The sequence below is a fragment of the Panacibacter ginsenosidivorans genome, assembly GCF_007971225.1.
GTDB lineage: Bacteria > Bacteroidota > Bacteroidia > Chitinophagales > Chitinophagaceae > Panacibacter > Panacibacter ginsenosidivorans.
Map to the genome: position 1 here is coordinate 2,762,524 of NZ_CP042435.1, position 21,501 is coordinate 2,784,024.

A 21,501-nucleotide genomic window follows, 5' to 3' on the forward strand; every position below is an offset into this window, starting at 1 on the left:
AACACATCCGGGAATATACCCGTAACCACAGCATATGCAAATGTTTACACGTATTTTAATGCGAAGGCTATTATTCTAAAAAAGGTTACGGAGCATTCGGTACATGCACGCAAGCAATTAAAAAAAATTGCGAGAAAGAAGCTATTAACAAGTTTAGCAGTCGAGCCTTTACAGTTTGATAAATAGTCTTAGGAACCAAGATGATATTGTATGAAGCTTTGGTTAGTCATACACTTGTACTTACTGATGTTCACTATAAAATTATTCGTGTAATATTGGCAAATAAAAAAAGAATGCATGTCTATTAGAGTCGCTTATAAAACTGACTATGGAATTTCTTATGAAGGAAAAATTGAAGACTTTATTTCATCAAAAAAAACAAAGCATTTAAAAGGTACTGCGAATTTAATCTTCACTTCCCCGCCATTCCCATTAAATCGAAAAAAAAAATATGGAAATTTAAATGGGCAGGAGTATATCGATTGGATAACAAAAATTTGTAAAGACCTTGTAGAGTTTTTAGCAAAAGATGGCTCTTTGGTAATTGAAGTTGGCAATTCATGGGAGTCGGGACATCCTGTTATGTCAACGCTTTCAATTGAAGCGTTGTTATCAATTTTAAAAGAAGCAAAACTTTATTTGTGTCAACAATTTGTGTGGTATAACACAGCGAAGCTGCCCAGTCCTGCTCAGTGGGTTAACATAGATAGAGTAAGAGTAAAAGATTCTTTCACTCATATTTGGTGGATGAGTAAAACTCCCCGACCAAAAGCAAATAATCGCAAAGTTCTCAAGGAATATAGCAGTTCAATGAAAAAACTGATAGAAACGGGAAAATATAATGCTGGGAAAAGACCATCTGAGCACGATATCAGTGCAAATGGGTTTTCGATGAATAATAACGGTGCAATACCCTCAAATGTGTTGGTGTCTGCCAATACACAATCTTCATCAAAATATTTGGAGTATTGCAAACAAAATGATTATGAACTACATCCTGCCCGGATGCCGATCGACATTCCAAATTTTTTTATCAAAATGCTCACCGAAGAAAATGATCTTGTTATCGACCCCTTTGGAGGAAGTAATACCACGGGTGAGTCAAGCGAAGCGCTCAAGCGGAGATGGATTTCAGTTGAAGCAAATAAAAAATATGTTCTTGGATCAAAAGGGAGATTTTTATAATGGCGCAATTACTTATCACGCATGCTAGCACGAAGCATCATTATTTGCAAATTGCAAGCATCAAACAATACAATGAACCCGATTTCGAAAAAAAACTGAAACGCCATGCGACCAAGATTTTTGAAAATTATTATGTATTTAATTTTAAGTTCGAATTATCATGTGATGCAATACCTGGAAAAAAATTTGAACCAGATTTAATATTGGTATCAAAGAACTTTACAAAATGGGTTATAGTTGAAGTTGAACTTTGCAAACCTCCAACTGAACATACCCGTAATCAAATAACCTGTTTTAGTAACCCGAAATTCAAGCCCGATGATTTAGTGGAATATATTCTTAAAGAAGACCCAAGCCTTTCACCATTGAAAGATGAGTTTATTAAGTGCGTATCCAACATTCCTCCTGATTTAATAGTAGTTCTCGATGATTATTCAGAAAAAGTTTTCAAAAAGTTTTACGAACATAAAAAGCAATTAAAAATTTGTGTAATGGAAGTCTACAAAAGAATAGGTTATATTTATGAGGGCTATAGGTTTGGTGGTGATTATCCTTATGAACTTACACGTTTTTCGAAACTCAAGTATTCTGATGAGCAACATTATGAAGTTATGAAACGCGATTTCGCGAAAGATTTACCTCATGAATTTGAGGCAAAATATGACATGGACCCATTCAAGATAACAGTTATCAAAAGTGGAAAAACAACATACTTAAAATTCGATCACAATATCCCGGAAGATGTTTACATGGTTTTGGGAATATCTTTAGGTGGTGATTATATTTTGCAAAAACTATAACTATGGAATTAATACTGGGTTACGAAATTTTGGAATCATATAAACGCTTGCCATACAAACCTTGGTTTGCTTTTGCAGAATTTATAGACAATAGCACTCAGTCGTATCGAAATAATCGTGAGCGCCTAGATGAATTGTATGAAGCTGAAGAAACTCTCTTGCAAGTTGAAATAAATTATAACAACGGAAAAAATTCCTTTATCACTATAAGCGATAATGCCTTTGGTATGAGTAAAGTGGATCTTCAAAATGCAATGACCTTAGGCAAAAAGCCTTCTATCTCAAATGAAAGATCGAAATACGGATTGGGATTGAAAACAGCCGCATTTTGGTTTGGTAACAAATGGCAAATTGAAACTACCCAAACTGGTTCAAATAAATTATTAACCGTGACCGTTGATCTTGAGAAAATCTTAAAAGATGAAAAGGAATATTACAAGGCAGAACGCGAAAAGCAGAAAAAACATGTAGGAGAAAAGCCATACAACATTGAACAATTTAGACCTAATCTTATAATCACAGAGACAAGTGTCGCTAAAGAAAAACACGGCACTACCATCACAATTAAAGATTTAGTAAGAAATATTACTCCAACGGTTCATAACAATTGTATTGAATATTTGCAATCTATATATCGTGTTGACTTGAAAAATGAAACATTGTATTTAGAGTTTCAAAAAACCCCGTTAATAGCCTCATTTGAGGATGTCAAGAAAAGACTATTGTTGGCAAGTAATGGAAAAAAATTCTTTAGAAAACTTGCATTCGAAGTTAATGGTAAAAAAGTAGAAGGGTGGGCCGGCATTTTAAAAGAGGGTTCCAAGGCGTCTGGTGGATTTGCTCTGATTCAAGCAGATCGAGTAATAGTGGGGTATCCTAAAAACTACAAAAATGGCTTATTGTTCGGAACAGAGGAAGGCGGTCGAAACGATTTAACAAACCAGCGCTTGACCGGTGAATTAAATCTCGATGAGAAATTTAATGTTAGCCACACTAAAGATCAAATATTATTTTCCGATGATGAAGAAGATGAGTTAAATCTAAGACTTTACGAAGATCTGCAGGATTACAAAAAAGAGGCAAACATTCCTTTCAAAAATCGAGAACAGCCTAAAACGAACTTATCGTTTGATTTTGAAGATGCTGTAGATACAGTGATTAAAAATTTGGAGACTCCAAAGTTTTTAGATGCAGTATTAAATAAAAGTGTTTTACCAGCAGAAGTGATTTCTAAGACAAATTCGGAGACCGTTCAACGACTGTTAAAAGCAACTCATAAAACTTTTGAATATAAGCTTGATCCATATGTTATTTATGTTGTATTAAGCAATGACAGTTCAAACTGGGACCCTTATTTAATTGTAAGAGCTGCGCCAGCAGCTAATTCTTTAACCATTTTAATTAATGTAAATCACCCTTATTGGTTGGACTTAAATGATAATAATTCAAGATTTAATTTTTTGCTTAATTGCATATACGATGGAGTTGCAGAATGGAAAGCGGGATTTTTATTAGGAACTCTTGATCCCGATACAATCAAAAAAATCAAAGACGACTTGCTGAGATTAGAGCTGTCGGCGGGCTAAAAGATATTTCATCCGTATGGTGTCATTAGCATCGGTTAATTCTACATTGTTTCCTGTAATTCTTATTTTATCAGTTGTGCCGTTTCTATATGAAAGACCCGAGAAAGGGTATTGCGATAGCTAATAGCAAAGCCTGTGAGTAGTTTCTGGAATGTATACCTTTTGGAAATAATAGTACAAGCATTTGTGGGAATATTTATCATTTTCCATGTTGCCAACAGTAGCCATTTCTTCCTGCTTTTCTTGTACAACGCGTGCCTTTTTTTGTGATGGCTTTGCACTGACCTGTTGCAACTGGTTTTGTTGATTTAACGGATTGCTTTTTTCCTTTTTCGCATACACCACATGTGCGACCATCCACACAATATTTACAACTGCTGCAGTTGCTACAGGCTTTGCAATATTTGCTGCCTGTACATTTTGCAAACGATGCTAATGGCGAAATGCAACAACTGTCTTTGTTGTGTGCAAAGCAGTGGGTAGCTAGGAAAAAAGTAAAAAGTATGATTATGAATCTCATGTAAACACTGATTATGTGTGTTTAAAATTGTACTCGATATATTACGCCAAATCTTCAACAGGAGCAATCGGGGCATCACGTTTTACTGCTGCTATTCCATTATCTCTTCCGTATGAAGATGTATAGTTTTCACTTCTTCCTATAATTTCACGATTAGCAGCCTTTAAATTAAATGTGTAGTTCAAGTATGCATTTTTTTTCTCGTACCTGCTATCAATGGGTGCATTTAGTTTTACAGAAGCGATGGCAGTGAGGCAGGATTGCTTTGTAGTATATCCTTCGCCATTCAAAACAATTTCGTTGTTTGCTGATCTTAAGCGATAATAATACTGATTATTTGCAGGGCTTTTAAAAACCTGAAATTTAGGATTGTTCATATGGTTGTTTTTGAGTTATAAGTGTACTGCAGTTAAGGTGTGCCACGGGGTTCTGTGAACGACGCAACAAATGCCCTTAATGAGTTATAAAGCCGGTCTCAAAAAATCACACTTCCGCAACATATTTCTTTACCGCATCCAGCAGTTCATCGGAGTATTGAAATATATCATCAAGTGAGGTGATCTCTTTTTTGATTTCCATTTTATTGCTGTCGAATAAAGCGATATATTTTTTGCTACTGTTGAAATATAACCTGCATAAGGGCTTGCGGTTATTGTCATCTATAAGAATAGCAAAATAAGATTGTGCATCGCGGTACACAATTCTTTTTAAAGGAATATTTTTTCTTACAATGGAGCGGATGATATTAAAGGCATCCAGTTCATCCTGTGTTGTCTGCACTTTTGTTTCTGCTACCTGCTGCTCGATGGCATCTTTCGCAATTTCTTTTGTCTGGTCTTCTTCCTGGATAAGCGCTGACTTGAGACGATCTGTAATAAGATCGTTGATATAATACTGGAATGCTTTTTTGGTAAGTTCTGTAAACTGGTCGAGCAGTTTTTGTGTGATAACACTGTTATAAACGCTTTTGGCAAAATGCTTTACAAATTCAGGTGTTGGGCTGTTTACCTCGTTGTGTATAAGGCTTTTCATTTCACCTATATATTTTAATTCATTGGCAGTAGAGGAAATGAGTTCGTGGCTAAAATAATTCTTATGAAACTTTTTTAGTTCTTCGATATTGTTATCCCTAAGATCTCGGATGTCAAAAACAAAGAAGGGCTTTTCATCCATTTTGTTTGTCTCAACAAGATCAGTATAAAAACGTGATTCAATACCGTTCGTTAAAATAGAAAATTTTGCTTTGGTGGTATGGAAATAGCGGAAGAGTTGGGAATTGTGTGGATTAAGATCGGCGCTCCAATGTTTACATTCAACTAAAATAACAGGTTGCCCATCTTTAATTATTGCATAGTCTACCTTTTCTCCTTTCTTTATGCCGAGGTCTGCAACAAATTCGGGTACTACTTCCAATGGGTTGAATACATCATAGCCAAGTGTTTGAATAAATGGCATAACAAAAGAATGTTTGGTGGCTTCTTCAGTTTGCACAAGTTCTTTGTGTTTGAGAATGCGTTCGGCAAGTTGTTTAATAGCGTCTTTGAAGTCCATGCTGGCAAGTTTTAAGGTGATGAATAGTTAGTCTGAATCACGGATTGACACGGCTAAACGGATTCCACAGGTTTTGGCTTTTTATAACGTTTTGATGCGTAATATCCTATTCACTGTTTGTTCTTAAGTATTAGGCACTTATTTTATTATAATTTGATACTATCCAATCATAAATTAGTTCTCTTTTCTTCAAATTTGAAGGGACATCATACCTGATCATTTTTTCAATTTTTTTGCAATTGGCGATACTTGGAGTTCCGTTCCATTTGATTTTGTCAACAGAATGTTCTACAAAATATTGAACCTCGTAACCTTCAGTTCTGTTTAACTCTGCGTGATCTTTACCGCCTTTGTAATATGGATTGTCATGATCTGCTTTGGCTGTCCATTTATAATACTTGCCATCATCGTATAGCATTTGGGATTTGGGGAATGTCATAATAATAAATTTAGAGTTTAAAGAAATTTTAGCTGTTTTACTTATCAATTAAAGGTGTTTGGCGCAGGTAAGCAACGGCTTTGGATAAGAAGTGGATTGGGCTGTTCTCATTTAAGTAAATAAAGTAATGATGAGTTAAGGAAGTAAAAAAGGTGAAAAATCACCGGAAGGGATGTGATTTTTCACCGCAGCAATATAAAACGGTAATGTTAGTGTGGTAACTAATCGCAACATCCCTGGCATTGCGCACGGCTACAAAGGAGGTATTGTGGGAAAAGAAGCGTGTTGATTTTATTTTTAAAAATAAAAAGTATTATTTATCTTTTGTCAGCAACCTGTTTTAAAATACTTCAAATGCAATAAATATGGCTATAGGTTTTGACAACCCGGTAATAGTGAAAATATCGTTTGATAATGCGTTTTTAAATGCCCGGGATAAGATAAAAGCAAAATTCCCGGATTATGATTTTGTAATTAACGAAGCAAGCTACACAGAAGAATTTATAAGGAACCAGGTTGAGCGGTTATGGAACAGCAATATACCTGATTACCAGATACCGACGGAATTACTGGAAGTAAATATCCAAAATTCTGTATTGGAGTCTTTATTTAGCGTACTGCTTCTTCGGCTATATGCCGGAAAAGACAAAGCAGGTGATGATGAGATAAATAATTATTTTTTATCTATCTGGGAAAAGCTGAGGGAAATATGGCAGACCTGGACACATGAATGAGTAAGTATTTTAAACCCTGCAATACAATATTAAATGGCTAACAATAATTCCTTTCCAAAAACCAATGGCTATCGTTCTATCAGGTTGAAAACTTTTACGGAATTGAGTAAATGGTTGCTCGGAGGTTTTACGGGTATTTTATTATTCACTTATGATAAAATCAACTGCGAAGGTTTAAAATTAGCAGAGACCATTATTGCCTTAGCGGGTATAGCTATATCAGCAACTGCATTTGTAGGTTTCAAAAAGGCATCAGACAAAATGGAAACACAAATGTTGATAGATGACAGTACCCTTCACTTATTTGCTTTAACGAAGGCCAATCCAGATACATGGCCAACGATGCCGCACAAAGCTTTTATTTTTTCACTCCCACTGCTAATTTTCTATGCGCTTTTTGCATTTACACCACAAAGATTTTTTTGCCCCACTGAGCCAAAAACAGTGCAAACGGATAGCTCTGCTATTATTATCAATAATAACTACACATATCTTATTACTGACTCTCAGCCCAAACCACCTACCCGAAAAACATGCATCGTAAGCAAAAGATCTTTGTTGCTGAAGAATGATTCCACTACTACAAAACTTAAATAAGTGCTCAATCTGGCACAGGTTTAATCGGGCAGGCAAGTTCAGTTCCTGGTGTGGGCAGGCAATCAGCAGTTTATCTTATTGTTTCTCAGGCGGGTGTCGGCAAGCTTGTGTGCTGGCATTGTGGCACTTCTTTTTCCGCAACGTCTCCAGGCAGGCTTTGCGTTTAGCTTTTGGGACGTTGCGGTTCGATTAACGTAATGTATGCAAGTCTATTGCTTCAACATCCTTATAATGAGTTACGGTATAAAATCCCTGCTTCCTTACTCCGCGAGTCTCCGGACAACCCTGTTTCTCAGGCGGGTGTCGGATAGCTATGTGTGCTGGCATAGTGGTACTCGCCGCATAGATAACGATAGCAACACGGCGAGTCCGCTGCACACAATTCTGCACACATGAGACCCGCCTTATAAATTGGTGCTAAGGCAAATCAATATCATCACACTGGTACAGTTCTGTCTTCTTTTGGCACATGTTCCTTTACCTGGCAGGTTTAGCAGGACAGGCAAGTGAGTAGCAGACTTGTGCCCTTGTGTTACTTATTTCATTTTTTAAATTCTTTTTTATGTCTTGTCAATTTTTAAATTCTTTCTAAATCACTCAATCATTACTTAATACATGCTTCATAGATACTTCATGGATAGTTCACGAAAAGCAATCACTAAATCACTTTCTGGAAATAGATACTTATTTAGTAATTGGTGCTAACATTTTATGATCCAAACACCCCATCTGCAAACACTTCAACGTCTCAACCTTTCAACTTATTTACTTCCCGGGTTACTTACTGTTATATCACTTTGCCACCATCATTTTTTTGAACATAACTCAATTATCTTCAACTACTTACTTGGGGTACTGTTACCCCTGTTACCCTTTTTGCCTCCTATTGTGCTATAGCTTGCACCCTGTTCGGTAATCAGATCTGAGCCTGTCCGCGGCAGGCAACCGGCAAAACACAATTAATAAAACTTTTAAAAAAACAACAATCATGGCACGTCAAAAAGGTATTATTACAATAGAAGGTACATTGGGAAATATTACCTTCTTCAAATCACAGGATGGCTATATGGCCAGGGAAAAAGGTGGCGTATCGGCAGAAAAGATTGCATCCGATCCGGCCTTCGAACGCACAAGGGAAAACATGGCAGAATTCGGTAGGGCTGGTAAAGCATCCAAACTGCTGCGTACATCCCTTAGATCATTAATTCAAAAAGCATCAGACAGCCGCATGGTGGGTCGCTTGCTGAAGAACATGATGTTCGTTATTCATGAAGATGCTGTAAGCCCGCGTGGTCAGCGCAATGTAATAGATGGCGAGGCAACACTTCTACAGGGCTTTGAATTTAATGCCCAGGGCAAATTAGGTACTACATTGTTTGCGCCCTACACTGTTACATTTACCCGTACCAGTGGCGCAATGGAAGTGGCTTTTGATGCATTCATAGCATCTGCAATGGTAGCTGCCCCCGACGGCACTACTCACTTCAAAATTTCTCTGGCAGGCTCTGCTGTAGATTTTGAAGCCTCTGTTTACGATGTCGAATCAGCAGAATCAGCTTACTTCCCGTGGACCAGCACGGAAGTAGCCGCGTTCAATTTATCAGTTGCGTTACCGGCAGCTTCAACCCACCCGGTATTTACAGTGCTGTTAATTGAATTCGTGCAGGAAGTAAATGGTGTAAAATACCAGTTGAAAAATGGCGCCTTTAATGCGGCAGCTATTGTTAAGGTCGATGCTCCTCCGTTCTAAAATCCATTATCCAATCATTACAAAAGAGTCCTGCAGGTCAGGGCTCTTTTAAAATCTTTTATTATGATCAATATTCATCCTCACGATAAAACGGTATTTATGATAGGTTGCATGGGTGGAACAATTGCAGGGATGTTAAACATTTTTTATATGCACGATCTCATATACAGTGTCGCTACTTCTGCAATAGGCGCATCCGTTAGCTTTCTTGTTTCGTGGATACTGAACCGGCTCTTCAAAAAATCAAAACGGTAGAAATAAAAGCTGTTGATGATTAATCAACAGCTTTTACATTCAATTTAAGCACTAACATACGTTAGCGCAAACTTTAATTCTTTATTTTTGTAACTACTTATTTTAAAAATAGGTTCTTTTATTTATAGATGTCTGAACATAAAAAACAAACAGCTATCGTTTTATATAAACACAGAATTAAGATCCATGCAAATACACGACCTTGAAAAGATCTTTCTCGATAAAATTGAGAGAGAAATAAAAATAGAACCAAGAGACTGGATGCCTGATGCATACCGTAAAACATTGGTACGACAGATCAGTCAGCATGCACACAGCGAAATAGTTGGTATGCTGCCTGAAGGGAATTGGATCAGCCGTGCACCATCGCTTAAACGCAAAGCTATTCTTATCGCCAAAGTACAGGATGAAGCAGGTCACGGCCTTTACCTTTATTCTGCAACCGAAACACTCGGCACTTCAAGAGAAGAAACTATTAATGACCTGCACAGTGGCAAAGCAAAATATTCTTCCATCTTTAATTATCCCACACTTACATGGGCCGATATGGGTGCTATCGGCTGGCTGGTGGATGGTGCCGCCATCATGAACCAGGTAATGCTTTGCAGAACATCTTACGGTCCTTATGCAAGGGCTATGGTGCGCATCTGCAAAGAAGAAAGTTTTCACCAGCGTCAGGGCTTTGATATTCTTTACACTCTTTCCAAAGGTTCGCGGGAACAAAAAGATATGTGCCAGGATGCCATTAACCGCTGGTGGTGGCCTTCTTTAATGATGTTTGGACCAAAAGACAGCGACTCTACCCATTCTGATCAAAGTATGAAATGGAAAGTAAAACGTATGACCAATGATGAATTGCGCCAGCGTTTTATAGATATGATCGCAGAGCAGGTAAAAGTTTTAGGTATGATCTTACCTGATCCCAATCTTAAATGGAATGAATCAGGAAAGCATTACGATTTTGGAGAGATCAACTGGGGCGAATTCTGGAACGTGGTAAAAGGTAATGGCCCATGTAATAAACAAAGAATTGCAGCACGTAAGAAAGCCTGGGAAGAGGGTGCCTGGGTAAGAGACGCAGCCGCAGCTTACGCAGAAAAAAGAAAAGCAAAAGCTCAAAAAACAGAATTGGAAGCAGCATAATTCAAAACAACAATGACAACAATAAGAAAATATTATTACGGAGATTTTGGCGAAAGTGCCGCTGGCTCCGATAATTCAGAAATTAATGCTATCAACAAAATGCACCCTTCTTCCATTGGTCACGACTGGCCTTTATGGGAAATCTTTATCCGCAGCAAGCAAGGTCTCGACCACAAACATGTAGGCAGCCTGCATGCAACAGATGCACAAATGGCCATTGAAAATGCAAGGGATGTTTACACCCGCAGGCAGGAAGGTGTAAGTATTTGGGCAGTGGAAAGCAAATACATTCACGCCAGCAACCCTGACGAAGCCGAAAGCTTATATGAACCTGCTAATGATAAAGTGTACAGGCATCCTACATTTTATCAATTACCCGATGATGTTAATTACATGTAGTAAGTTGAGTGGTTGATAGGTTGAATTGTAATATCATCCATCATTTATTAATTATATTGAAATGAATGAAAATGCACATCAAAGCTTTACAGAACTGGAAGTATGGAAAAAAACAGGATTACTAAAAAATGAAGTTTACGAACTTGTAAAAACCTTTCCACTAGAAGAAAAATTCCGGCTAACAGATCAGATGATCAGGAGTTCCCGATCCATAAACAGCAATATTTCTGAAGGCCATGGCAGGTTTACATATAAAGACCAATTACATTTTTGTATCCAGGCAAGAGGTTCTTTAAGCGAAACATATAATCATTTGATTGATGCTTTGGATTGTAGGTACATAAACGGGGAACAACTCACTTACTATAAAACAAAGATTGATGAAGTTGAAAGACTTCTGAATGGTTATATTTCATTTCTAAGAAACAATTTGTAGTCTATGGCAACTAATCATCTTATCAACCAGTCAACTTATCAACCAGTCAACTTATCAACCAGTCAACTTATTAACTACACACTCTTTCTGGCAGATAACGCCCTTATCCTTGGCCAGCGCAACAGCGAATGGTGCGGCCATGGACCGGTGCTGGAGCAGGATATAGCCATTACCAATATTTCACTTGATCTCATTGGGCAGGCAAGAAATTTCTACCAATATGCAGCTTCGCAAATTGGAGGCCCTGCAACAGAAGATTCACTTGCCTATCTTAGAACAGAAAGAGAATTTAAAAATCTCTTGCTCGTTGAGCAACCTAATGGAGATTGGGCCGGTACAACGCTCCGTCAATTCTTTTTCAGTACTTACCAGTATTTCTTATACCTGCAATTGCAAAACAGCACGGATGAACAACTGGCTGCAATTGCAGAAAAGGCCCTGAAAGAAGTTACCTATCATCTACGCTGGAGCAGCGAATGGGTAATTCGTTTGGGTGATGGAACCGAAGAAAGCAAAGACCGTATGCTCGCAGCTATAGATGAACTTTGGCCTTTCACAGGAGAGCTTTTCTTGCCGTCAGCGTTTGAAATACAGGTTGCAAAAGAAATTGTTGGTGCAGATGTAGCTATCATTCAAAAAGAGTGGCAAAAGAAAGTGGCGTCGGTTTTTGAAGAAGCCACTTTACCTCTGCCAAAAGATGACATTTACATGCAGCGTGGCGGTAAAGACGGCGTGCACACAGAACATCTTGGATATATACTTGCAGAAATGCAATACCTGCAACGCACTTATCCGGGTTGCGCATGGTAAAATATTTTGGCAACCAACAACATCACTTTGGGCATCGTCCCTTGTGTCACTCACTTGTACTTTAGGTTATTAATCAGCGATGCAGATAATAAATAATGACAACAACAACTACCACATCAACAGCAGCTATCTGGAAAATACTGGAACAGGTAAATGATCCGGAAGTTCCTGTATTGTCTGTAATTGATCTTGGTATAGTGAGAGATGTAAAGTTCGAAGTCTCCCCCACCGGGGGAGATTTAGAGGGGACTGTCATAGTAACCGTTACCCCAACTTACTCAGGCTGCCCGGCTACAGATGTAATAAATATGAATATAAGAATGGCCTTGCTGGAGAATGGCTATAAAAATATTCAGTTGAAAACGGTACTCTCACCTGCCTGGACCACAGAATGGATGACTGAAGCTGGCAAAGAAAAACTAAAAGCATACGGCATCGCACCACCAAAACCACAGCAAACAGTTTGTACCCCGGATAGTTTTCAGCAGGAAGAAGCCATTCAATGCCCACACTGCAATTCATACCATACAAAATTGATCAGCCGCTTTGGTTCTACAGCCTGCAAAGCCTTGTACCAATGCGGAGATTGCAAAGAACCGTTTGATTATTTCAAATGCCATTAACCTGAATATTCCTGCATAAAATGTTGCCATAAAACCGGAACGCACAAGTGAGTGACACAAGGGACGATGCCATAAAATACATAATTCTATAACAAAAAACAAACCGCCGGCATTTGCATGCGGCGGCTTTGCAGTTGGTTTTGTTTCGGCATTTATTTCATCCTGGCGTCAATCTCTTTTTGCAGGGCGGCAAAGATATCATCCACAGTGCCTTCGCCCTTTATGTTTACCACTTTATCGGATTGTGCGTAATGATCTGCCACCGGCGAGGTTTTGGCTATGTATTCCGCATAGCGCTTTCTTATAACACTTTCGTCGGTGTCATCGCTGCGGCCGCTGGTCAATCCGCGGTTAAGCAGGCGTTTTACCAGTTCTTCTTCGCTTACCTGCAGGGCAAGAAAAACACCTATCTCGCCATTCTTCAATTTCAGTAATTTATCAAGCGCTTCGGCCTGCGCTTTTGTGCGGGGGAACCCATCGAAAAGAAACCCTTTTGCATCCGGGTTGGCATCGAGTGCAGAGCTGATCATACCTATAACCACTTCATCGGGAACAAGCTGGCCTTTGTCCATCACACTTTTGGCCTCCATGCCGAGCGCCGTTTTGTTATTGATCTCGCTTCTTAAAAGGTCTCCGGTACTCAGGTGCTTTAAGCCATAAGTGGCAATAAGTTTTTCACTTTGAGTACCTTTACCACTGCCCGGAGGGCCAAACAGGATTATATGAAACATGTTGCTTATCTAAATGGTGGATGTTGGCAAATATAAGGCCTGCAATTTAAATTTCCTTTAACAGAACCGTCAATCATTTGGATTTCGTATATGTAAGGTAGAAGTTTATTGAACGTATTTAGTTTTACATTGTTTATATTAATGATGGTCATGAAAAATTACATTATGAAAAGTCTTGGTTTGCTAACCACTGCTGTAATATTATTATTTGCTGCACAGGGTTGTTATTCCCAAAATACATCATCCCAAAAAAAACCTGCTATGGATAGTTCTAACAATAAGAAAAACCCCGTTTATTCCAACACAGACACCAATAAGGTAGTGTTAACAGACGATGAATGGAAGAAAATGCTTTCGCCTGAAGTGTACAATGTGGCAAGGCAAAAAGGCACAGAGCGCCCTTACACAAGTGCTTATGAAGCGTTTAAAGAAGTGGGCACATATTATTGCGCTGTGTGTGGCAATGCACTTTTCAGGAGTGATACCAAATTTGAAAGTGGTTGTGGCTGGCCAAGTTTTTATCAACCAATCAGCAAGGGCTCTATTATTTATGCGCAGGATAACACATACGGTATGAGCCGTACAGAAGTAATGTGTGGGCGCTGCAAATCGCATCTTGGTCATGTGTTCGATGATGGTCCGCCGCCAACAGGTTTGCGTTATTGCATCAATGGTGTGGTACTCGATTTTAAGAAGGCACAGGAAATAGAAAAGAATTACAACGAACAGGAGAAAAAACAGTAATAATTGAGGAGTGAAATTTAAGGCCGTTTTCAAAAAACGGTCTTTTTTGTTTTATGTACTTAGCTGTATTGCTGCTATGGTCTTCGTTGTGTCACTCACTTGTACGTTCTGTTCGTTGCTGAACAATGAAATGCAAGTTGCAGTGTGCGACGCAAGTAAAGCTTAATAGTTATTCTGGAGCATGGCTCAAAATATTTCTAAAATAAACTCACAAAGCCAATATGAATTTTTGATTGGCGCAAATCAAGGTTCAGATCATTTCGTTTACCAACGGCCCATGAAATATTAAAAATGCCTGTATTGGTTTCAAAAGCGATACCCGCACCAAAACCATAATAATTATGCGCATAGCTGGCGCTATTGCTTTCATATGCTGCGCGGCCAATATCTGTAAATCCAAACAGCCAGGAATTTTGCGCCAGCAGGTAACGATATTCTAATGTGGCAATAAGATAACGGTTGGTATAAATACTTTCTTCATCAAAGCCGCGGAGTTTTTTAAAACCGCCGATCTGGAATAATTCATTATCGTAATAGTTAGGCGACTGGAACCATCCGCCCTGCAATGCGGTTTTAAAAGTAGCCTGCTTACCAATGGGAAAATAATGTGCAGCATTTATTGTAGTTCGAAAAACGTAAGCTTTGGTCTGAACAGTATCATATAAAGAAGCATAATTAAACGAAGGATCTTTTATAGAAAGAATAGTATTGTTTTCTTTGATATTTCTTTGTCCGAATCCTACTACGAACTGCAGCTCGTTTCCTTTGCGGGGATTGAAACGGTAATTGGTATTGTTATAATCATACTGAAATGATAAAGTAGTAGAAGTAAGATCTATCATATTAGGTAATCGCTTTGTTGCTTTAATGGTAGCTGTATCAACGCTCAGCAGGCTGGTTCTATATACCTGAACAGCTACTGTAACAGATTTTTTTGTAGACACATTGTATTGTGCCCCCAACAGGCCATGAATGTTTAAGAAAAAAGAATCGCGCTTGTATAATTCAAAATTCATATTTACACCAACAGGTGTATGAAAAAGATAAGGGCGTTGAAACAAAAGATTTAATCTTGGAGATTTTGATTGTAACTGCTGCCAGTTAATGCCTAATGTTTCTCCGTAGCCAAATGGGTTACGCAGGTTTAGGTTTGCCTCACCTGTAACTAATAGTTTACCGCCAACCTGTGGATTAGAAGGTAAAAAGCCTACCAGCACATTTACCTGGTTGCTTTTCCTGTTTTGCAGAAAGAGATTTACTTCTGCACCGGTATTTAGCATGGTAATATTACGCGTTTGTGATTGTACAATAAAAGGAAGTTCTGCGAGTCTTGTATCAAGCTGATCTAATACTTCCTGCTGATAGAGGCTATGTTCTTCAAGACCGAGATAACGCGTTAGGTATTCTTTCGAGATCTTTGCATCGCCTCTTATAATTATAGTATCTATTTTATATAAAGCGCCTTTATTGATATTTAGCTTAGCACTTATAAGATTACCATTGATAACCATACTATCAAGGGATAACTGCGCAAAAGGATAACCATTGTTTGAGAAATAATCCAGCAGCTTATTGTATACTGCTGTTACTTTTTGTTGATCAAAAGGTTTATTGTTAAAGGAATTGCTGCTGTAACCTAACTGGTTTAAAACAGGCCAGTCTTTTTCTTCAATTGTTAGTTGTTCCCAAATATATTTTCTGCCAGCAAAGAGTGTTATGTAAACATGAGCACTATCTTCTTTTACAGCATCTATAGAACTGCTTATATAACCTTTGGTTGTTAGCAGACCGGGTAATTTTTGAACATATGCAAGACAATCAGCTTTTGAATTAAAGCTTGTAGTTAATTGTAATGCATTAATTATTTCAATGGAACTATCTGAGCCTTGAATTACAAGGCTACATTTTGTTTGTGCAGTTGACTGTATAGTGCAACAACAAACTATTAAGAAGAGGCAAAGGATGTATTGTTTTATTTTTGCCATTTGCAGAGCGCAAGTTTACAAAAGATACTATAACTATGGCAGGTATTTATATTCATGTTCCTTTTTGCAGGAAAGCCTGCCACTATTGTAATTTCCATTTCTCCACTTCTGTTAAACAAACCAGCGATATGGCAAAAGCCATTTGCAAAGAAGCTGAACTAAGACGCACCTATATAAACGATAGAGTTACTACTATTTATTTTGGAGGCGGTACACCTTCTTTGTTGAAGATTGCGGATTTGCAATTGCAGATTGAAAAGTTTCAGCAATTATTTACCATTGAGCCGAATGCAGAAATAACTTTAGAAGCAAACCCGGATGATATAACAGCAGATAAATTGCTTTCCTGGAAAACAATTGGCATTAACCGTTTGAGTATCGGCGTGCAATCATTTTTTGAAGAAGACCTGCAGTGGATGAACCGGGCACACAATGCAGTGCAGGCTTTGCGAAGTATACAACTGGCGCAGCAATATGGATTTGATAATATTACAATTGACCTGATTTATGGCACGCCCCCACTTACAGATGAGAAGTGGAAACAGAATGTTGAAAAAGCTTTTGAACTGAATGTGCCTCATCTCTCCTGTTATGCGCTTACAGTAGAACCAAAGACGGCTTTGGAAAAAATGATTGCTACACATAAAATAGAAGCAGTGGATCCTGAAAGACAAAGACGGCAATTTGAATTATTAATGGAATGGACAGCTGCTTTAGATTACGAACATTACGAGATATCCAATTTTGCAAAACCAGGTCTTAGAAGTAAGCACAACAGCAGTTACTGGCAGGGGAAGCCTTATTTGGGATTGGGGCCTTCAGCACACTCATTCAATGGAATAAGCAGGCAATGGAATGTTTCCAACAATAGTTTGTATATAAAAAGTATTGAGCAAGGTTTAGTGCCATCGGAAATTGAAGAACTTACAGATACTGAGCAGCTGAATGAATATATCATGACGGCGTTAAGAACAATAGAAGGTTTAAATCTTTCTTTTGTGTATGAAAAATGGGGGCCAGAAAAAGTGGCCACTATTGAAAAGACAGCAACCAAATATTTAGAGCAGCAAATGATCACGCTAAAAAATAACCAGCTAATACTTACACAAAAAGGGAAATTATTTGCAGATGGCATTGCTGCATCGATGTTCTTTTAAACAGATATTTTTGGTACGGACTTTAATACTTTGTGCATCGGTTGTTGCGTCGCACACTTATACTGCAGCACATTGCTGAGCAATGATAAGAACCCCGAAGTGAGTGACACAACAAAAGTTTAATAGCAGCAATGCAGCTTAGAAAAAAATTAATGACGATCGTGAGAGAATATTTTGCGAATAAGATTAACCGCTCCTACTACGCAGAGCAATATTAACCCAATGGAGCCATATAATGTAATTGAAATTGGCATACCTAAAGTTACAATTAATCTTATACGAGCATTGTTTCTATTTCCTTAAATCCATGAGCGGCGGGCACATGCTCCCATAGTATCCTGTACACACCTTGTGCAATGGGTATTTGCACATCAAGCTCCTGTGCTGAGTGGTAAATACTGCGGCTGGCATTATAACCTTCAGCCACCATATTCAGTTCAAGTTGGGCAGTTTTTACAGAATATCCTTTGCCGATCATATTGCCAAAAGTGCGGTTGCGACTGTAAAGAGAATAGCATGTCACCAGCAGATCACCGAGGTAAGCGGATGCAGCATAATTAAGTCCGGTTCCATCTTCATCAATTCTTGCTTTACGTACAAAACGCACCATTTCATGAGCTGAGTTGGCTATATAAACACTGAGGAAATTGTCCCCGTATTCAAGCCCGTGTGCGATACCTGCGCCGAGTGCATAAATATTTTTTAGTACAGCAGCATACTGCACACCCATGATATCATGGTTTACTACAGTATTCAAATATTCATTATGAAAATGAGTAGCGATTTCTTTGGCCATTTCTTCATCAATACCTGAAAAAGTGAGATAGGATAATTTCTCTGCAGCTACTTCTTCTGCATGGCAAGGGCCCACTACCGCAAAATAATTTTCCAGCTTAAAGTTGAATTGCTTTTCGAGAAATTCGTTGAAGAGTTGATTACTGTCCGGCAACAAACCTTTAATGGCAGATACAATTTTTTTATTGTCAAATGCATCAATGTTAAGTTCACTAAAAACGCTATGTACATAAGCGCTTGGTACGGCAACAACCAACACATCTGATTGCTCTACTATATAATGCAGGCTACTGCTCATGTTTAGCATATTGCTGTCGAAATGCGCATTGTGCAGGTAATGCGGATTATGTCGACGCTGCTGCACATAACTGATGGTATCACTGTTGCGAATCCACCAGTTGATATGATGATTGTTATCGGTAAGAATTTTTGCCAACGCTGTAGCCCAGCTGCCGCTTCCAATGATACCAAACTGCATAAGATGCTTTTTATTTCGGAGAACAAACATACAAAATAGCTGAAGGCGTTAGAGAAGATAAAATTATTTATATTATGCGTGTGGTCAAGCCGGTTATCTGATTATCACTTTTTATGTGCATCCTGCTCCAAATTATCAAATGCTGTTTCAGTAGCCGGGCAGTGTTTGAAGATTGTAAAATTTTTTGTGCAGGCTGTATAGCTGCTATTAAACCTTCGTTGTGTCACTCGCTTGTACGCCTTATACCCTCATCAACATTTAATATACACTTGTATTTTCCCAAACAATTTTATCTTCATACATCTTTAATTCAAAAGCAAGCATCCTGTTAATCCATGTCGCTACCATATTTTTTTGCAGAAGACCTTTCAGCGGAAGATCAGCTAATATTACCTGAAGACACCAGTAAGCACTGCATACAGGTTTTGCGTATGCAGGAAGGAGAGCAAATGGTTCTTACAGATGGTAAAGGTAAACTTCTTACAACAACCATTCTTAATGCAGACCGCAGGCATTGTGCAGTTAAAATAAATACGCGTGAGTATAAGAAGCAAAATAAAAAAAAGTTCACTATTGCTATGTCGCTGTTGAAAAACACCAGTCGTTTTGAATGGTTTCTGGAGAAAGCAACAGAAATAGGCATTGATGAAATAATACCGCTTATCTGTAAACGCACCGAGAAACAATATTTTCGTTTAGAAAGAATGCAACAGATAGTTATTTCTGCTATGCTGCAAAGCCAGCAAGCATGGTTGCCCATATTACATGAACCCACTTCTTTTGATAAAATGATTACGCAGAGTGTTTATACCACAAAACTTATAGCGCATTGTGAAGAAGACAAAAAAAAGGATATAACAAAGATCAACACAAATGACCAGACAATTATGTTAATTGGCCCCGAGGGAGATTTTACTACAGACGAAATAACCCTTGCATTGCAAAATAATTATATAGCTATATCACTTGGCACTACAAGACTAAGAACAGAAACAGCGGGTTTGGTGGCAGCAGCGTTCCTAAAAAATCTTTCCTGAAGAAATTTAAGCTCTTTATTAAATTCTACATAAAACACTTACGAGCGTTGGGCTATAACCTGTTTTTAATTAAATTATGTAGAAAGAGAATGTAATTTTATGTTGTACCTAAATGAAATAACATGTCCCGGAAAAACTACACCCTAATTCTCTTGTCATTGAATGCCATTCTAAATGCTTTGCTTATTAATTTCAAAATCTTGCACCTGGTTAATATTGATTGGTTGTATGTATTTACACCAACCTGGATCAGTATTGCTATCGTACTTGCCGGCGCGGTAAGATTCTCCATCAGACATAAGTGATATTTGTTGTGTATGTAAAATTTCTGTTCATTCCTGAATGAACAAATAATGTGTTGCTAAGCCTTCTTTGCTATAAGCACATAGGTGTTTCATTTTTTCATGATAATTTTTCGGTTTATTTTTATCAGCATGTTACTACATGTACATCCGGATAATCCAAATCCGCGACATATAAAAACAATTACCGAATGTTTACAGGATGGTGGTGTCATCATTTACCCTACCGATACCATATATGGTTTGGGATGCGATATTTTTCAACATAAAGCCATTGAACGTATCAGTAAAATAAAAAATGTGCAACCCGAAAAAGCGCAGCTTAGTTTTATATGTTATGACCTTAGCGATCTTAGCCAATATACAAAAAGCATCTCGACTCCTCTATACCGATTATTAAAAAGTTACTTACCGGGGCCTTATACTTTTATTTTACCGGCCAGTAAAGAAGTGCCTAAAATTTTAAAGAGCAAAAAAAATACGATAGGGTTACGTGTACCTGATAACAATATTGCAAGAACAATTGTACATGAGTTAGGTCACCCTATTCTTTCAGCATCACTGCCGGGAGAAATGGTAGAAGAATATACAGATCCGGATATGATGTATGAAAACTTCAAAAACCTTGTAGATATTGTTATTGATGGTGGTGCCGGAGGTATGGAGCCCTCTACTGTTATAGATTGTACAAAAGAACCTTATGAAATAATAAGAATGGGTGCAGGTGTATGGGAAGAAATGGAATGATCAGAACTCAATTGATAGTTGGTTAGGTTCTATATTAAAACTTTTCCTGTGGTATTTACATAACCCAAATTCATCAATGGCGGTCCGGTGTTCAAGCGTACCATAACCTTTATTTTGTTTCCAGTTGTAGTGTGGAAATTCATGATGCAATTGCTCCATATAAGCATCGCGATATGTTTTGGCGAGAATACTTGCAGCTGCAATACTTGCGTAAATACCATCGCCTTTTATAACGCAGTGATGCGGAATTTTTTTATACTTTGTAAACCTGTTCCCATCAATTAATAATATCTCGGGGTTAATAGTTAGTGTATCCAGGGCAATATGCATAGCTTTAAACGATGCTTTGAGTATATTGATATTATCAATTTCAAGATTGTCTATCATAGCTACTGCATAAGCACTAGCATTTGCCTCTATGTAAGTTTTCAGTTCTTCTCTTTGAACTGCAGAAAGCTGCTTACTGTCATTCAATACCGGGTGATAAAAATTTTTTGGCAATATTACTGCTGCTGCAAATACGGGTCCTGCATAACAGCCCCGGCCTGCTTCATCGCAGCCTGCTTCTATAAATTCTTCGTGGTAAAACGTTTTTAGCATTGTGTTGCGAATATCGAAATATCATCAGAAACTTTACTCAAAAAAATTATTAAAGTAGTTATGCCAATAACTTTGCCACCGGTTAGCCATAGTGTAC

25 protein-coding genes are annotated in these 21,501 nt (G+C 38.1%); 16 read left to right on the forward strand and 9 right to left on the reverse strand.

The genetic code is table 11. From position 1 onward, the window contains the following. Window positions 1-297 precede the first annotated feature (297 nt). Genes FRZ67_RS11675 through FRZ67_RS11685 form a run of 3 tightly spaced genes read left to right on the forward strand, consistent with a single transcriptional unit; the run spans window position 298 to window position 3,571 of the window. Entirely contained in the window at window positions 298-1,185 is an 888-nt protein-coding gene (locus tag FRZ67_RS11675; protein ID WP_147189734.1) for a DNA-methyltransferase, read from the forward strand. Continuing rightward, on the forward strand, window positions 1,185-1,985 hold the full coding sequence (locus FRZ67_RS11680) for a hypothetical protein (protein WP_147189735.1): 801 nt from the start codon (window positions 1,185-1,187) through the stop codon (window positions 1,983-1,985). Before FRZ67_RS11675 ends, FRZ67_RS11680 begins: the two co-directional genes overlap by 1 nt. A gap of 2 nt (window positions 1,986-1,987) precedes the next feature. Beyond that, window positions 1,988-3,571: an ATP-binding protein gene (locus FRZ67_RS11685; RefSeq protein WP_147189736.1), complete on the forward strand. Its 1,584-nt coding sequence runs from the start codon at window positions 1,988-1,990 to the stop codon at window positions 3,569-3,571. A 199-nt stretch (window positions 3,572-3,770) separates the two neighbouring features. On the opposite strand, the gene FRZ67_RS23930 is transcribed toward FRZ67_RS11685, so the two are convergent. The 4 genes from FRZ67_RS23930 to FRZ67_RS11700 all read right to left on the reverse strand — a co-directional run bounded on the left by FRZ67_RS23930 (window position 3,771) and on the right by FRZ67_RS11700 (window position 6,081). Continuing rightward, window positions 3,771-4,091, reverse strand: coding sequence for a DUF5763 domain-containing protein (locus FRZ67_RS23930; protein WP_225975318.1), 321 nt, complete (start codon window positions 4,089-4,091; stop codon window positions 3,771-3,773). 41 nt (window positions 4,092-4,132) lie between these two features. Continuing rightward, window positions 4,133-4,468, reverse strand: coding sequence for a YegP family protein (locus tag FRZ67_RS11690; RefSeq protein ID WP_147189737.1), 336 nt, complete (start codon window positions 4,466-4,468; stop codon window positions 4,133-4,135). Window positions 4,469-4,574: 106 nt separating this feature from the next. Further along, window positions 4,575-5,642 carry a type I restriction endonuclease gene (locus FRZ67_RS11695; RefSeq protein WP_147189738.1) on the reverse strand — a complete coding sequence of 356 codons (1,068 nt, stop codon included), beginning with the start codon at window positions 5,640-5,642 and terminating at the stop codon, window positions 4,575-4,577. Window positions 5,643-5,772: 130 nt separating this feature from the next. Then, window positions 5,773-6,081, reverse strand: a complete 309-nt coding sequence (locus FRZ67_RS11700) for a hypothetical protein (protein ID WP_147189739.1) — start codon at window positions 6,079-6,081, stop codon at window positions 5,773-5,775. A gap of 365 nt (window positions 6,082-6,446) precedes the next feature. Here FRZ67_RS11700 and FRZ67_RS11705 point away from each other — a divergent pair, with 365 nt between their 5' ends. The 9 genes from FRZ67_RS11705 to paaD all read left to right on the forward strand — a co-directional run bounded on the left by FRZ67_RS11705 (window position 6,447) and on the right by paaD (window position 12,828). Beyond that, on the forward strand, window positions 6,447-6,815 hold the full coding sequence (locus FRZ67_RS11705) for a hypothetical protein (protein WP_147189740.1): 369 nt from the start codon (window positions 6,447-6,449) through the stop codon (window positions 6,813-6,815). 33 nt (window positions 6,816-6,848) lie between these two features. Beyond that, window positions 6,849-7,412 carry a hypothetical protein gene (locus FRZ67_RS11710; protein ID WP_147189741.1) on the forward strand — a complete coding sequence of 188 codons (564 nt, stop codon included), beginning with the start codon at window positions 6,849-6,851 and terminating at the stop codon, window positions 7,410-7,412. Between the two features lie 988 nt (window positions 7,413-8,400). Next, window positions 8,401-9,162: a hypothetical protein gene (locus FRZ67_RS11715; protein ID WP_147189742.1), complete on the forward strand. Its 762-nt coding sequence runs from the start codon at window positions 8,401-8,403 to the stop codon at window positions 9,160-9,162. 63 nt (window positions 9,163-9,225) lie between these two features. Beyond that, window positions 9,226-9,417 carry a hypothetical protein gene (locus tag FRZ67_RS11720; RefSeq protein ID WP_147189743.1) on the forward strand — a complete coding sequence of 64 codons (192 nt, stop codon included), beginning with the start codon at window positions 9,226-9,228 and terminating at the stop codon, window positions 9,415-9,417. A 186-nt stretch (window positions 9,418-9,603) separates the two neighbouring features. Continuing rightward, window positions 9,604-10,560, forward strand: a complete 957-nt coding sequence (paaA, locus tag FRZ67_RS11725; protein WP_147189744.1) for a 1,2-phenylacetyl-CoA epoxidase subunit PaaA — start codon at window positions 9,604-9,606, stop codon at window positions 10,558-10,560. Between the two features lie 12 nt (window positions 10,561-10,572). Beyond that, the gene (gene paaB, locus FRZ67_RS11730; protein ID WP_374728494.1) at window positions 10,573-10,959 is read left to right on the forward strand and encodes a 1,2-phenylacetyl-CoA epoxidase subunit PaaB; all 387 of its coding nucleotides are present in this window, start codon (window positions 10,573-10,575) and stop codon (window positions 10,957-10,959) included. 61 nt (window positions 10,960-11,020) lie between these two features. Further along, window positions 11,021-11,395 carry a four helix bundle protein gene (locus FRZ67_RS11735; RefSeq protein WP_147189745.1) on the forward strand — a complete coding sequence of 125 codons (375 nt, stop codon included), beginning with the start codon at window positions 11,021-11,023 and terminating at the stop codon, window positions 11,393-11,395. A gap of 3 nt (window positions 11,396-11,398) precedes the next feature. Next, window positions 11,399-12,205, forward strand: coding sequence for a 1,2-phenylacetyl-CoA epoxidase subunit PaaC (paaC, locus tag FRZ67_RS11740; RefSeq protein WP_147189746.1), 807 nt, complete (start codon window positions 11,399-11,401; stop codon window positions 12,203-12,205). Between the two features lie 95 nt (window positions 12,206-12,300). Then, the gene (paaD, locus tag FRZ67_RS11745; RefSeq protein ID WP_147189747.1) at window positions 12,301-12,828 is read left to right on the forward strand and encodes a 1,2-phenylacetyl-CoA epoxidase subunit PaaD; all 528 of its coding nucleotides are present in this window, start codon (window positions 12,301-12,303) and stop codon (window positions 12,826-12,828) included. A gap of 152 nt (window positions 12,829-12,980) precedes the next feature. Here the strand turns inward: paaD and FRZ67_RS11750 are convergent, their stop codons facing one another. Further along, window positions 12,981-13,559, reverse strand: coding sequence for an adenylate kinase (locus tag FRZ67_RS11750; RefSeq protein ID WP_147189748.1), 579 nt, complete (start codon window positions 13,557-13,559; stop codon window positions 12,981-12,983). A gap of 150 nt (window positions 13,560-13,709) precedes the next feature. Between FRZ67_RS11750 and msrB the strand changes: the two genes are divergently transcribed. Next, window positions 13,710-14,303 (forward strand): peptide-methionine (R)-S-oxide reductase MsrB, encoded by a 594-nt coding sequence (gene msrB / locus FRZ67_RS11755; protein WP_147189749.1) that lies wholly within the window; start codon window positions 13,710-13,712, stop codon window positions 14,301-14,303. A 197-nt stretch (window positions 14,304-14,500) separates the two neighbouring features. On the opposite strand, the gene FRZ67_RS11760 is transcribed toward msrB, so the two are convergent. Next, window positions 14,501-16,288: a BamA/TamA family outer membrane protein gene (locus tag FRZ67_RS11760; RefSeq protein WP_147189750.1), complete on the reverse strand. Its 1,788-nt coding sequence runs from the start codon at window positions 16,286-16,288 to the stop codon at window positions 14,501-14,503. Between the two features lie 35 nt (window positions 16,289-16,323). Between FRZ67_RS11760 and hemW the strand changes: the two genes are divergently transcribed. Continuing rightward, on the forward strand, window positions 16,324-17,445 hold the full coding sequence (hemW, locus tag FRZ67_RS11765; RefSeq protein WP_147189751.1) for a radical SAM family heme chaperone HemW: 1,122 nt from the start codon (window positions 16,324-16,326) through the stop codon (window positions 17,443-17,445). A 274-nt stretch (window positions 17,446-17,719) separates the two neighbouring features. Here hemW and FRZ67_RS11770 read toward each other — a convergent pair whose 3' ends face one another. Further along, on the reverse strand, window positions 17,720-18,718 hold the full coding sequence (locus tag FRZ67_RS11770; protein ID WP_147189752.1) for an NAD(P)H-dependent glycerol-3-phosphate dehydrogenase: 999 nt from the start codon (window positions 18,716-18,718) through the stop codon (window positions 17,720-17,722). Window positions 18,719-19,053: 335 nt separating this feature from the next. Between FRZ67_RS11770 and FRZ67_RS11775 the strand changes: the two genes are divergently transcribed. After that, complete coding sequence (locus FRZ67_RS11775) at window positions 19,054-19,755, forward strand: 16S rRNA (uracil(1498)-N(3))-methyltransferase (protein WP_147189753.1); 702 nt, start codon at window positions 19,054-19,056, stop codon at window positions 19,753-19,755. A gap of 170 nt (window positions 19,756-19,925) precedes the next feature. Here the strand turns inward: FRZ67_RS11775 and FRZ67_RS23775 are convergent, their stop codons facing one another. After that, window positions 19,926-20,054: a hypothetical protein gene (locus FRZ67_RS23775; RefSeq protein ID WP_262713641.1), complete on the reverse strand. Its 129-nt coding sequence runs from the start codon at window positions 20,052-20,054 to the stop codon at window positions 19,926-19,928. A gap of 135 nt (window positions 20,055-20,189) precedes the next feature. Here FRZ67_RS23775 and FRZ67_RS11780 point away from each other — a divergent pair, with 135 nt between their 5' ends. Further along, window positions 20,190-20,804 carry an L-threonylcarbamoyladenylate synthase gene (locus FRZ67_RS11780; protein ID WP_147189754.1) on the forward strand — a complete coding sequence of 205 codons (615 nt, stop codon included), beginning with the start codon at window positions 20,190-20,192 and terminating at the stop codon, window positions 20,802-20,804. Here the strand turns inward: FRZ67_RS11780 and rnhB are convergent, their stop codons facing one another. Continuing rightward, a complete protein-coding gene (gene rnhB, locus FRZ67_RS11785) occupies window positions 20,805-21,404 on the reverse strand; it encodes a ribonuclease HII (RefSeq protein WP_147189755.1) in 600 nt (199 codons plus the stop codon). Window positions 21,405-21,501: the final 97 nt, after the last annotated feature.